This is a genomic window from Vreelandella venusta (genome assembly GCF_007989605.1).
Taxonomy (GTDB): Bacteria; Pseudomonadota; Gammaproteobacteria; order Pseudomonadales; family Halomonadaceae; genus Vreelandella; species Vreelandella venusta.
Window position 1 is genome coordinate 132,510 of the sequence record NZ_BJUL01000003.1, and the last position, 12,922, is coordinate 145,431.

Annotated in this window: 14 protein-coding genes; 6 read left to right on the forward strand and 8 right to left on the reverse strand. The window is 52.9% G+C overall.

All coding sequences use genetic code 11. The annotated features are described in order from the left end of the window. The first annotated feature begins 55 nt into the window (after positions 1 to 55). The 4 genes from HVE01_RS04465 to HVE01_RS04480 are packed head-to-tail and all read left to right on the forward strand — an operon-like array spanning position 56 to position 3,641. A complete protein-coding gene (locus HVE01_RS04465) occupies positions 56 to 715 on the forward strand; it encodes a CoA pyrophosphatase (RefSeq protein ID WP_171880173.1) in 660 nt (219 codons plus the stop codon). Further along, positions 712 to 1,401, forward strand: coding sequence for a 2OG-Fe(II) oxygenase (locus HVE01_RS04470; RefSeq protein WP_125746312.1), 690 nt, complete (start codon positions 712 to 714; stop codon positions 1,399 to 1,401). The genes HVE01_RS04465 and HVE01_RS04470 overlap by 4 nt, the downstream gene beginning before the upstream one ends. Positions 1,402 to 1,407: 6 nt before the next feature. Beyond that, positions 1,408 to 2,940: a PAS domain-containing sensor histidine kinase gene (locus HVE01_RS04475; RefSeq protein WP_146942647.1), complete on the forward strand. Its 1,533-nt coding sequence runs from the start codon at positions 1,408 to 1,410 to the stop codon at positions 2,938 to 2,940. A gap of 32 nt (positions 2,941 to 2,972) precedes the next feature. Beyond that, positions 2,973 to 3,641 carry a response regulator transcription factor gene (locus HVE01_RS04480; RefSeq protein WP_146942649.1) on the forward strand — a complete coding sequence of 223 codons (669 nt, stop codon included), beginning with the start codon at positions 2,973 to 2,975 and terminating at the stop codon, positions 3,639 to 3,641. Positions 3,642 to 3,647: 6 nt separating this feature from the next. Here the strand turns inward: HVE01_RS04480 and HVE01_RS04485 are convergent, their stop codons facing one another. Continuing rightward, entirely contained in the window at positions 3,648 to 4,613 is a 966-nt protein-coding gene (locus HVE01_RS04485) for a L,D-transpeptidase family protein (protein WP_146942651.1), read from the reverse strand. A gap of 393 nt (positions 4,614 to 5,006) precedes the next feature. Further along, on the reverse strand, positions 5,007 to 5,429 hold the full coding sequence (locus HVE01_RS04490) for an OsmC family protein (RefSeq protein WP_125746306.1): 423 nt from the start codon (positions 5,427 to 5,429) through the stop codon (positions 5,007 to 5,009). A gap of 239 nt (positions 5,430 to 5,668) precedes the next feature. Here HVE01_RS04490 and HVE01_RS04495 point away from each other — a divergent pair, with 239 nt between their 5' ends. Then, on the forward strand, positions 5,669 to 6,574 hold the full coding sequence (locus HVE01_RS04495; protein ID WP_125746304.1) for a DMT family transporter: 906 nt from the start codon (positions 5,669 to 5,671) through the stop codon (positions 6,572 to 6,574). Here the strand turns inward: HVE01_RS04495 and HVE01_RS04500 are convergent. The 6 genes from HVE01_RS04500 to HVE01_RS04525 form a co-directional block, all read right to left on the reverse strand. After that, positions 6,528 to 7,373 carry an MOSC domain-containing protein gene (locus HVE01_RS04500; RefSeq protein WP_146942653.1) on the reverse strand — a complete coding sequence of 282 codons (846 nt, stop codon included), beginning with the start codon at positions 7,371 to 7,373 and terminating at the stop codon, positions 6,528 to 6,530. The two genes, HVE01_RS04495 and HVE01_RS04500, sit on opposite strands and share 47 nt — an antisense overlap. A 94-nt stretch (positions 7,374 to 7,467) precedes the next feature. Then, a complete protein-coding gene (gene gntR / locus HVE01_RS04505) occupies positions 7,468 to 8,463 on the reverse strand; it encodes a gluconate operon transcriptional repressor GntR (RefSeq protein ID WP_146942862.1) in 996 nt (331 codons plus the stop codon). A gap of 100 nt (positions 8,464 to 8,563) precedes the next feature. Then, positions 8,564 to 9,088, reverse strand: a complete 525-nt coding sequence (locus HVE01_RS04510) for a gluconokinase (protein WP_146942655.1) — start codon at positions 9,086 to 9,088, stop codon at positions 8,564 to 8,566. A 12-nt stretch (positions 9,089 to 9,100) separates the two neighbouring features. Then, a complete protein-coding gene (locus HVE01_RS04515; protein WP_146942657.1) occupies positions 9,101 to 10,381 on the reverse strand; it encodes a TRAP transporter large permease in 1,281 nt (426 codons plus the stop codon). A gap of 2 nt (positions 10,382 to 10,383) precedes the next feature. Beyond that, the gene (locus HVE01_RS04520) at positions 10,384 to 11,010 is read right to left on the reverse strand and encodes a TRAP transporter small permease (RefSeq protein WP_146942658.1); all 627 of its coding nucleotides are present in this window, start codon (positions 11,008 to 11,010) and stop codon (positions 10,384 to 10,386) included. 72 nt (positions 11,011 to 11,082) lie between these two features. Further along, a complete protein-coding gene (locus HVE01_RS04525; RefSeq protein WP_146942660.1) occupies positions 11,083 to 12,156 on the reverse strand; it encodes a TRAP transporter substrate-binding protein in 1,074 nt (357 codons plus the stop codon). Between the two features lie 249 nt (positions 12,157 to 12,405). Here HVE01_RS04525 and HVE01_RS04530 point away from each other — a divergent pair, with 249 nt between their 5' ends. Continuing rightward, positions 12,406 to 12,855, forward strand: a complete 450-nt coding sequence (locus HVE01_RS04530; RefSeq protein WP_125746290.1) for a MarR family winged helix-turn-helix transcriptional regulator — start codon at positions 12,406 to 12,408, stop codon at positions 12,853 to 12,855. Positions 12,856 to 12,922: the final 67 nt, after the last annotated feature.

Consider the following 12,922-nt stretch of genomic DNA (forward strand, 5'->3'; position numbering starts at 1 on the left):
ACTTGACGTCAATAACCGCTGCTGGGTAAAAGAGAACAAAGTAAATGGAAACCCTATGTTAGAGAAACTGCGCAAACAACTGCAACAGCACTCCCCCCAACGGCTAGACCACGTTGCCATGCCTGAGGCTGCCGTACTAATGCCTATTGTTGAGCGTCCATCGCCCACGCTGCTGTTTACACGGCGAGCGAGCCACCTCAGCACTCACAGTGGCCAGGTCGCCTTTCCCGGTGGCAAACGCGAAGCCTCTGATACTGACCTCTATGCTACGGCTCTTCGCGAGGCACAAGAAGAGATTGCGCTAGCGCCCTCCTTAGTACAACCCTTGGGAAGGTTATCAGACGTTATTTCGCTACATGGCATCCGCGTCACGCCATGGGTCGGCATTATTCCGCCAGATTTGCCGTTGGTAGCAGATCCCTCAGAACTAGACACCATTTTTGAAGTGCCACTCCGTCACTTTCTAGACGACAAGCGCACCCACACCGATGTAATAACGGTAGATGGCGTTGCTCACTACGTACCTAGCTACCATGTCGACGGCCACGTGATCTGGGGGCTTTCTGCCATGATGCTGGTAGAACTACTGGCAGAAGGGTTTGGCATGTCAATTGACCTTTACCAGCGCCCACCAGGGGCGTTACGGCACTACCCAGAGAGAAGCAGTCGCCTACCAAAAGCAGCTAGCATGCCGACGAAGAGAACCATGAAATGATTGCCTCTGCAGCGCCAAACTCTTTACCCAATAGCAGTAGCCCTCCAGCGATCAACCCTATTGCCCATCTTGCCCTGGTTGATGCGCTCGTTGAGCAAGGCTGGTACGTGGGTAACAACGTGATAGACCTTGATCTTTGCCAAGCGCTGCACCGAGAGCTGAACCATATGGCCGAACACGATGTGCTTGATGAGGCCGGCATTGGCCGCGGCAAGGAACATCACCTTCGCAAAGATATTCGCGGCGATGCCATTCATTGGTTGGATAGAGAAAGCGCAGCCCAGCGTCGCTACCTTGACGCCATGGCAGAACTCCAACTGTCGCTCAATCAAGCGCTTTTCCTAGGATTGTTTGAGTATGAAGCTCACTTTGCCCACTACCCGCCAGGTGCATTTTATCAACGCCACTTAGACAGTTTTCGAGGACGAGCTAACCGGGTTATTTCAACCGTTGGTTACTTAAATCCTGACTGGCCCTTGGATGGCGGCGGAGAGATGGTCATTTATCACCCCGACACCCCTTCTCAGGAGGTTGCCCGCGTAGTGCCTGAAGCAGGTACGTTCGCCTGTTTTTTATCCGAAACCATACCCCACGAGGTGTTGCCAACCCAGCACCCGCGCGCCAGCATCGCTGGCTGGTTTAGGCGCAACGCCTCGCTGGGTGGCGTGCTCGACCCGGCCCGCTGAAACACTATGGACACCAGTAACGAAGCCACATTAAGCGCCAGAATCAAAGCCCTAGAAGCACAAAATGCAGCGCTGGAAGAAGAGAAGCGTCACTATCAGTGGCTGGCTGAAAGTACCACTGACTTGATATCTCGCCATGCCCGCGACGGTACTTTTTTATATGCCTCTCAAGCGGCGCGAGATTTACTCGGCTATGAACCCGAAGAGCTGATTGGCGTATCGGCCTATCAGCTGTTTCATCCTGCCGATCTAAGTGATCTGCTGAACAAATCCCCCAGAGTCTACTATCACGACGGTTTTTATCAGCAAACCTATCGCTTTCGGGCTAAGGCAGGTCACTACATCTGGTTTGAAACCACCAGCCGAACCCGCCGAGATGCTGCCACAGGCGAGCTAATTGATATTTTATGCGTCTCTCGGGATGTGAGCCGCCGAGTCCATGCCGAAGCCACAAGAGAGCGTTTAGCGCAGGTGGTCGAATCTACCACTGACTACGTACTTTTTTTAGGGCCTAACCACCATATCTTCAGCGCCAATGAAGCAGCTCGGCGCTGTTTTTCACTCCCGCGCGATGCCATGCAAGTTGCTCTGTCAGCGCTTTACCACACTGACTCGTTGGCGCTGCTGGAACAGGTCGTCTTTCCGGCGGTAGAACGCTATGGCTCGTGGAGCGGCGAGCTGGAAATGCTCAGCACAAACGGCTCGGTTCCTGTGCTCAGCGTCGTGCTTACCCACCGCAGCCGCGGGGCGGAACCTGGGCACTTTGCCTTAATTAATCGCGATATTAGCGTGCGTAAAGCCGCCGAAGCCCAGGCTCGTCGGCACCAAGAACAAATTGCCCATGCCAATCGGTTAGCCGCCGCCGGAGAGCTTGCGTCTAATATTGCCCATGAACTCAATCAACCCCTTGGTGCCATCGCCAATTACGCCAGTGGCGCCCTTTTGAAAACAACGCATACGCCCAACTTGCCCGCCAGCGAGCTACAGCTGCCACTGGCTCGCATTGATGAGCAAGTACAGCGTCTCGCCCAACGACTCCGCCATATGCGCAGCTTTGTGCGTAAGCGCAGCCACTGTGCCAAGCCCCTGGTACTTGAGCACGTCATTGCCGCCGCCTTTCAACTGTGCGACTGGCAGTATAAGCAGGCCTCTGTTCAGCTTACCCAGCAATTGCCCCACGGGCTGCCACGTATTTATGCGGACCCTATTGCCCTTGAGCAAGTAATCGTTAACCTATTGCTCAATGCGCTAACCGCTAGCCGTGATGTTCCTGGTGCCGATCAGGTCATCGTTTCAGCGCAAAAAAGCGGCAACCGGCAGCTGACCCTTAGCGTTGAAGACCAAGGTCTGGGTGTAGCGCCAGATCATCAGGACACCATTTTTGATGCCTTTTTCACCACCCGCGATGAAGGGTTGGGAATGGGGTTGGCAATTAGCCGTTCGCTAATCGAAAGCATGGGTGGAGCGCTGACTCTGCGCCCCCAGCAAAGCGCGAAAGGCGCATGCTTTGACATAATACTTCGCACAGAAACAGTCTGATTGCGCAATCAGTGCATCAACAGGGGCCAGTAATGACCAGCAGTGTTGAACCACAGCCTACCGCCACCATTGCAGTGGTTGATGATGATCAAGCATTGCGTGAATCGCTGGTTTGGCTGCTTGAATCCGTCGGCTTAACCGCCCAAGCGTTTCATGACGGCGAACAATTCTTAGCGAGCCAGCACGATAAGCTGGGCGCGCTGCTGCTTGATGTGCGCATGCCAGGCATGAGTGGGCTACAAGTGCAGCAGCAGTTGGTTGATCAAGGCGCTACCCTACCGGTCATTATGATGACGGGGCATGGCGATGTCCCTATGGCAGTGGCTGCACTGAAGAACGGCGCATTTGATTTTATTGAAAAGCCGTTTAACCACCAGCAGCTGATTGACAGCGTGCAACAGGCGTTGGGCAGCGCTCATCAACAGCAGCGCGCTCAGCAGCAATTGGCAATGCTGCGAACACGTTACCAATCGCTACGCCCGAAAGAGCAGCGCATTGTGATTCATGTAGCAGAAGGAATGACCAGTCGTGAAATTGCCGAGCACATGGAGATTAGCGGAAAAACCGTCGAGGTCTATCGGTTAAGAGCCATGAAGGCCATGCACGCTGCAAATTTGGCAGAACTGGTGCGGCAAGCGGTGGCGCTGGAGCTCGTTTCCTCGCTCAGCGCCTCCCCTATTGATAGCGAACGGCCTAGCTAAAACGGCTTAGCTAAGTGGCACAACCTGACCATTGGCTTTTTCCAGCACATTACGCACCTGTTCGTAATCAATGCCGTGCTCATCACCTTCTTGTGCCTCAATTAGGCTAACCACTTCTAACAGCGCTTCCATCCCAAAACTCTGTTCATCCGTGGGCGTAAAAGCTTGAACATAGGCATTTTCGTTACTCCCCCAACCCACTTTGACGGGGCTGTCGATAATGTTTACCTGCGTGCCGACTGGAATACGCCAAAATACCGATTCAATATCTTCTGGGTGCATCCGAATACAGCCCCGGCTAGCGCGCATGCCAACACCGTCGGGCTGATTAGTGCCATGAATTAAGTAGCCAGGGATATCCAGCAAAATAGCGTATTGCCCTAACGGGTTATCTTCACCTGGTGGAACAACTGCGGGCGCAGGATCACCGCGCTCAGCAGCTTCTCGGCGAATAGATTCAGGTGGATACCACGCAGGGTTCTCAAGGCGCATAGTGGTCTTAGTAATGCCCAGCGGCGTATTGAACGCATCGCGACCAATTCCAATAGGATACGTTTCGACCCGCGGTGCCTTGCCCTCTTCTACCTCTGGGTAATAGTAAAGCCTAAGCTCAGCAACATTAATCACAATACCCGTACGCGGCTCGTCTGGCAGAATATATTGGCCAGGTATTGTCACCTCAGTACCTTCGCCTGGTATCCAAATACTGGTATCCGGGTTGGCCATGCGAATCTCTTCGTAACCCACATTATGCTCGCGAGCGATGTCGAGCAGGGTATCCTCTTTTTTCGCCGTGACGGTATAAACCTCGCCCACCATATTCCCCTCATCAGGAAGTAAAAAGTGGCCTTTGGGTAATTCACTCTCACTGGCAACAGCACTGGATGCAAACAACCAAGCTCCCAGAGCGACACTGCTAGCCCACAATTTTTTGACCTGTCGAAGCGTTTGATACCGTGCGGCAACTGTCATGGGGTCTCCTTTATTATATAGCCCCAAGGCGCTACCTGCTGTTGAACAGGCTGCTGTGGGGGAAATTTGCGTACGAATATGAACAAGCGATCTGAGCGGGTCAATTCGACAGACTGTCGCAGTAGACTCAACGCCCAGCGTGAGCGAGGCGTTTCATTGAGAGCAATTTTAACGTTTATTAATAAATCTAACACGTCCTGGTTTGACGCTGATGTCCATTTAATTTGATCTTAACTATGCGTGCTTCATTAGCATTGCTAGACAGTGCATAGCATCTATCTTTCATAAACGCCTTTTATAAATACTTAAATCGGCTCTTACGCACCCAGAAAAATGCCACAAAAAAGCGCTGCATGTATGTGCAGCGCTTTTCGGCGTTATCTGGCGTTCGAATCACCCCTTTAAAGTTGCTTCCATGGTTATGTCCGCATTTAGTACTTTGGAAACAGGGCAGTTTGCTTTAGCCGTTTCGGCGGCTTCTTGAAAGGCTGCGTCATCGGCACCGCTTACGCTGGCCACAACGTCCAAATGAATACTGGAAATATCGAAACCATCGGCACTTTGTGAAAGCGTTACACGCGCATTGGTATCAATAGCATCAGCGGTAAAACCTTTCTCGCCAAGAATCATCGAAAGCGCCATTGAGAAACAGCTTGCATGAGCAGCACCAATTAACTCTTCCGGGGTGGTGCCGGGTGCTCCTTCAAAGCGCTGTTTGAACGAATAGCTCGCATCCAATGCTCCACTTTCCGTTGCCACATTGCCTTGACCATCTTTGAGGCCACCTTCCCAACGTGCACTTGCTTTACTATCCATTGCGTTCTCCTTTCCTCTGATAGTTAGCGTCATCTCGTTTTAGGGCACACTCATCGCGCCCGTCAACCCCAATCAGCGTAGCTGATTCTAGCGCCGCTGCCGAATTTACTCGATCAACATGCCTATACTACTGCTTAGCGGTTATACACTATTCGCTTTCCAACGCTTTATCGTTAAGCTGAGTAGCACTATGGGACTCACTTCACTTATGGTCGCCGCAATGAATCTAAGGACACATCATGTCATCGACTGATGCGCTGCGTTTGGTGTTGCTCTCCTCCCTATGGGGGCTGTCGTTTATTTTTATGCGTGTAGCCGCGCCGGAATTTGGCGCTATTCCGCTAGTGTTAGTCCGGATGGGAGTTGGCGCTTTGCTCTTGGTGCCGCTGCTCCTGAGCCTGCGCTATCTGCGGCTGATCTGGCAGCACAAAGGACCGTTACTACTGCTGGGTGTGATGAATCATGTGCTGCCTTTCTCATTGTTGGCGTTAGCAACAACACGCTTAGAGGCAGGGTTTACTTCGCTGATAAATGCCACCACACCAATCTTCACCGCTCTATTAGGAGCCGCCTTTTTTGCCACTCCCATTCAACGTCAGCAGTACATTGGTCTCGCATTAGCGCTGCTGGGTGTGTATGTGCTGTCTGCTGACCGACTAGACTTCACTCTAGGCGGCGACGGCTGGTTTATTGTTGCAGTACTCGGTGCCACGTTTTGTTACGGACTTGCTGGTAACTACTCGAAAACACGCTTGAGTCATCTACCCAGCCGCGTGTTGGCGGCTGGTAGCAGCGCGATGTCAGCCCTGATATTACTGGTACCTGGTCTGCTGCTCTGGCCTAGCGAGCCGGTCAGCGTGCTCGCCTGGGGTAACGCCCTGGCGCTGGCGATGCTAAGCACCACATTAGCCTTCCTGCTTTATTTCGGCTTATTAGCGAGTGCAGGGGCCACGGCCACCTCAACTGTCACCTTTTTGGTCCCTGTCAGCGCACTGCTATGGGGATACTTGTTACTTAATGAGACGCTGAGTCTTCAAGTGGTGGCTGGCATGGTCATTACCCTAGCAGGCACCGCCATTGCTACCGGACTATTAAGGCTTAGGTCGCGCGGCGCGTTGGCACCACCTCATCCCCCACACGAATAGTGCTACCTTGCCCGGTAGTTAGCGTGGCGTTTTGGCCAAAATGCGCGCCTTTAAGATGAGGCTGAGTGTTTAAGGCAAGCAGCGTTTTTAGTGGTTCTGCCTGTTGCGGCACGGTGCCGGTTTGCTGGTCCACTGTGGTAATTTTGCAGCGCTGGCAGGGTTTGCGAAGCGTCAGCTCATAGCCACTCTGGCCGGCGAGTGTGGCCCACTGGTCTTCCACCCAGGCGCTTTCACACTCGACCACTATATTCGGCCGAAAACGGTTCATCGGCACAGGGGATTGGCCATTGGCAAAAAGCGCTTGATTCAAGGCATCCAGAGAACCGGTGGTGGTTATCAGGAAAGGATAGCCATCAGCAAAGTAGGTATGGGCTTCACCTCCCGCCAGAAAATCTTCTTCAACGGGACGCGTAAATTCGCTAGCAAAGCGCACTAAGCTAATGCCTTGTGCTTGCTCACCCAATGCCGCCACAAGCCAATGCGATACATTCTCGCTTTCTGGCATTGCTTTGCAGTGGTCGTTCCACACTTTTACCAGACGCAAATTACCTTGGGGGTCTGCAAGGGGAATCGCGATCGGGTCTACATTCGGATGAGATAGCACCAATGCCTGATCGGTTAGTTCGACCGCAATGGTGGCAAGCTGAGGTAGCTGGCGCTGAGTAACAAAACGCTGCTGGGCATCCACCAGCATCCAGCGGCGATCCCAGGCCAACCCATGGCCATTGAGTTCACTTTGAGTAACGTCAATTCCCTTCAAGGATTTAACCGGATAGACAATGAGTTGGGTAATGTTCACGGCGGTCTTATGCTCTCTATAATGATTCTTTTAGTGATCAAGCTTTAATTAAAAGCCTATCGAGTTTGCTGGCTCGCCGCTAGCTACCCAGAAGCTAAAGTGTCTTGCCCGCCTCAATTCGATACCCCAAATCTATGATTTGGTGCTCAGGTGCTTCGCCACGAATGCGCGACAATAGCGTTTTCGCAGCGGTTTCCCCAATAGCTTGCCGAGGTGTAATGACGCTAGCAAGACGCGGACTCATCGCTTGGCCGACATCGTGGCCATGAAACCCAGCAATCGCCATCTGTTCGGGGACACTGATGCCATGGCGCAAACACTCAAAGTAAGCCCCCACTGCAACATCGTCGTTGGTGCAGAAAACACCATCGGCACTAGGATAATCTCGTTGAATTTCCTGCATAAGCGCCGCTCCGACGCTGTAGGAAGAGCGCTGACTACTCTGCAGCGTTATCGGCGTTAGGCCTTGCCCCTCCATGGCTTGGCAATAGCCTTGCTCACGCTGGCGTGTCCGCTCATCCAGACGCACAGCCAGATAAATCACCTGGCGCCTGCCACGGCGAATCATCTCGCTCACCATATCGTAAGCGGCCTGTACGTTATCGTAACCCACCGCTTGTTGCAGTGGCGGGCGATGAGTATCCATAATTTCCACAATGGGAATACCGGCAGTCTCCAACATCCGCAGGCTACGCGGCGTGTGATCGCGGTCAGACAAGATGATGCCGTCCACATTATATGAGAGCAGCGAGGCTAGGCTGCGCTCTTCAAGCTCAGGACTGTAACCGTAGTGAGACAGCATCAAGTGATAACCGGCAGGCTCGGTGTACGCTTCGATACCGACAATGACATCAGCAAATACCTGGTTGGTCAGCGATGGTACTAGCACACCGATAGAGTGACTGGTCGCCCGAGAAAGCAGGTCTGGTGCCCGGTTGGGAATATAGCCAATCTGTTCCGCAACGCTGAAAATACGTTCGCGAAGCCCTTCCGATACCGTATCAGGATCCCGCAAGCAGCGACTGACGGTCATCTTTGTCGCGTCAACGCGATCAGCAATATCTTGTAATGTTGGGCGTTTTTTCTTCAATGGCGTCACTGACTGTTCTGTTAAGTGCGTACGTCTGTTAAATGCGCAGGGGCCATACCATAGCGAATAGTATGCCCCCTCGCCTATCCCACCCTTTAGCCTAATGAACGCGTAGCGTGGGCGCTAGCGCTGCCGTGAAGCGCTCGACAATCTCGCCAGGCGATAGCGCAATGGAGACGGTCACCGCTTCATCACTGCTTGGCGGCTCTAAATCGGCGAGCTGGCTTGCCAGCATGTTATCACCTTTGAAGAAGTGCCCTGCCCTGGTTGCTAACCGCTCACGCAGAAGCGCGTGGCTTCCTTCTAGATATAAAACATGCAGCGCAGGGTCACCTTCACGCAGACGATCCCGATAGCGTTTTTTAAGGCCGGAACAGGCGATGACCACGGATGCGTTGCACGCCTTATGATCAGCGAACAACTCAGCAAGCGTTGCCAGCCAGTCACGACGATCGTTGTCATTGAGTGGCGTACCGCTGGCCATTTTCGCCACATTAGCCGGCGAATGATGGTCATCACCGTCAATAAACGTTGCGCCCAGCTCTGCTGCTAACTGTTGTCCGATATGCGACTTCCCTGATCCAGAAACGCCCATGACAAGAATACGATGTGATGGCTTATTCACTCGATGCTCCTATCAATTGCCGCGCACGGCGGTGAGGTCAGGCAACCAAGTAACGATGCCAGGGAACGCAACCAGCACCACCAGAACAACGATCAAGGCGGCGTAGTAAGGCAGCATGGCTTTTACCAGAGACTCCATAGACACTTTGCCGACGCCGCACCCAACGTACAGGCAGGTGCCAACCGGCGGTGTTAATAGCCCAATACCTAAAATAAAGGCCATGAGAACGCCAAAATAAGCGGCATCGACGCCTACCGATGTCACGATCGGCGCAAGCATTGGTGCCATAATCACCATGGCTGGTGTTAGATCCATTACGAAGCCCACCAACAGCAGTAGCCCCGCCACAATCAGCAGCAGCAAAAACGGCTCCTGGGTAATCGCCTGTACTTGGCGCACTAAGGTTTGTGGCACCATGTTAATGGTTAAAAACCAAGCAATAACGGTGGCAAAAGCCAACAACATCATCACCATGCCAGTGAGCCTTGCGGTGCGAATTAACATACCGCCTAACGCACTAAGCTTAAATTCACGGTAGACCAGCAGGGAAATAACCAACGAGTAGAGCAGCGCAGCAACGGCGGCTTCTGTGGCGGTAAACACGCCGCCAATAATCCCGCCAATCACGATCACAGGCAATACCAGGGCTAGCCAGGCATCCTTAAACGCTTTCCACAACCGATCCCAGCGAAATTGGCGAACGCCGCCACCCTGCTTGCTCGCTAGAATAAAGGTGGTGACCATTAACGCGGCGCCAATTAACAGGCCAGGCACAATTCCTGCGATAAACAGACGACTGATCGACGTCTCAGTAACAATGCCATATAAAATAAGCGGTATAGACGGTGGAATAATAATGCCGATCACCGACGACACGGTGTTTATCGCCGTGGCATTTGCGGCGGTGTAACCTTGCTGTTTCATCGAGGGGATCATCATTGCGCCAGTCGCTGCGGTATCCGCAACTGCCGAGCCGCTAATCCCGCCAAAAAACATCGAACCGGTAATCGCTACCTGACCAAGTCCGCCGCGCATAAAGCCCACTAACGCACCAGCAAGCTCCATCAAGCGTCGTGCAATACCCCCATTGCTCATCACTTCGCCGACGAGAATGAAGAAGGGGATCGCCAACAGCGGGAAGCTATTTACGCCACGAATTGACTGCTCAATCATAATCGATAGCGGGATATCAGACAGCACCGCCATGACTAAGGCTGCTACCCCTAGGCCAAACGCAATCGGCAAACCAATCACAATAGATGCCAATAATATGGCTAGAAAAATCCACAACATGATTAACGCTCCCCTGGTAAGTCAGCCGATTGGCGATGTGGTTGACGGATAACCCCCACGCTGACCCACATACGCCAGAGCGATACCGCCGCGATAAAAATGACGCACAACACCAACGACAGGCTGACCAAACTTAGCGGTACCCCCATAATGGCAGAGCGTCCGCTTGAGCGGCTGAGCACTTGATAACCGCCCCATATCATCACGAGCATCAGCCCACTAATAATCAGGTGTTGCAAGCAATAGAGCATGTGCGCAACACGTAACGGCAAACGCCTCACCAGCGCATCCACAGCAATATGTTCATAGCGTGCAAACGCCGCCGCGGCGCCGATAAAGACCAACCAAATAAATAGCATGCGCGCCAACTCATCGACCCAGGGCAGTGAGTGGTTGAACACAGAGCGGCCAACGACATTGCTGGAAACTGCGACAATCAGCGCCACCAAAATAGCGCCAATCAAATACTCCATAGCGAGTGTTAACCAGCGGAACAGCGCAGGCCCTTGACGCGTCTCAGTATCAATCTCAAGCAGCTTGCGATTAGGGTCATTCAAGTAAACCGACGGATCTTCCAACGTTGCTGCTGAAGAAGTCACCGCGTTTGGGGGAGTAGAAGAGGATGTCATAAAAACTCCGAGGGGCACTGACAAATCGGGCAGGCGTGTGGGCCTGCCCGAGGGTGCGCGATACGTAGCAGATTAGTGGCTGCTGTCTTCCACGATTTGTTGGATTTCAGCAATCAGCTCCTCACCGATACGCGGCGCCCACTGTTCATAAACAGGCTGCACGGCGTCTTGGAAAGCAGCTAACTGCTCATCATTCAAGCGGGTAATTTGCATGCCGCGTGCTGTTAGCTGTTCACGCGACCAGTCGTCATACTCGGCAGAAAGTTGGATTTCGTACTCAGCCGACTGTCGGGCGGCTTCCTGCACCAGCGCTTGATACTCGGGTGCCATGCGGTTCCAGGTACGCTCGGAAAGCATCATGATAAATGGCGTATAAACGTGACGCGTTTCGGTGCCGTAATCCTGCACTTCATTGAAGTTAGAGGTAAGGATAGTGCTCCAGGGGTTTTCCTGGCCGTCCACAACGCCTTGCTCAAGCGCCGAAAATAGCTCGCCGAAGGCCATGGGGGTTGGGTTGGCACCTAATGCTTCCCAAATTGCCAGGTGAACCGGGTTTTGCATGGTGCGTACGCTCAGGCCGCGAACGTCCAGGCCAGCCACATCTTCCGGTGATTCGACGGGGCGTGCACTGTTAGACAGCTGGCGGTAGCCATTTTCAGAGAACGTCAGCGCTTTTAAGCCTGTGCCCTCAAACGCATCCAGCATTCCCTGAGCTACGTCACTCTGCATAACAGCCACGGCGGCTTCTCGGCTCGGCAGTAGGAACGGCAAATCAAATGCTGACAGTGCCTCCACATACCCAGTCGTTGCCGAACTGGAAGGATAGGTCATATCCAAGGTGCCGGTTTGCAGCATTTCCATCATTTGGACATCGTCGCCCAGTTGGCTGTTGGGGAAAACATTGACCGTAATACGACCATCGGTACGCTGCTCAAGAATTTCACCGAAGTACTGGCTAGAAAGAAACTGCGGCGATGTTTCGGACAGACCGATGCCCATACGCAGGGTGTGACTTCCATGATCAGCCACTACGTCGCCTTCAATCGCGGGCGGATCAGAAAGTTCAGGGCCTTGAGCATGTGCCATGCCAAAAGTCAGAGTGGTCGCGCCGACCAGAGTAAGCGTGCTGCGCCAAATCGTTGTCATGACGTTATCTCCAGAATAGTCGTTGTTGTTGATTGGCTATTTACCGAAAGGCAGTCGAATCGTATCGGGCACTAGGTTTGCAGTTTATGCTCCAACAAATTGTTACCGGTAACATTCGATAAACGAAGGCTAGCTATCGCAGCACTCGGTGTCAAAACAAAACGTCCCACTTACGACCAACGTCTAGGGATAGCTACTCCCTTCCCCGCGCGCTACATTACGCGTTATGCACCCTGTCCTGGAGTCGACATGCCAGCGCTAGACCCTTGTAGCGAATTAGAGCTAGATCACCAGCTCTGCTTTGCGCTGTATTCAACATCACTGATGATGACCAAAGTTTATAAACCTCTGCTCAAAGAGCTGGGGCTCACTTACCCGCAATACCTTGCTATGCTGGTACTGTGGCAAGAAGACGGCCTAACAGTAGGTACTCTAAGCAAGCGCTTGCTTACCGATCCAGGCTCGTTAACACCACTGCTAAAGCGGCTTGAAAGTGATCAACTACTTATTCGGCAGCGTAGCCTGCAAGATGAACGTGTCGTCGAGTTATTCCTGACCGATAAAGGCCGCTCGCTTCGTGAACAGGCGCGCCACATTCCCAGCTGTGTCGTCAACGCCAGCGAAACGTCGGTTGAAGCACTCAACCAACTGAAAGAGGATTTAGTCCAACTGCGCGAAAACCTACTTAAGGTCAAGTAACCTGCTGAAGGCGGTGGCTGGGTAGTAAATTTCCCCACCAATTTACTTGCGCACAAAATAAAGCTGC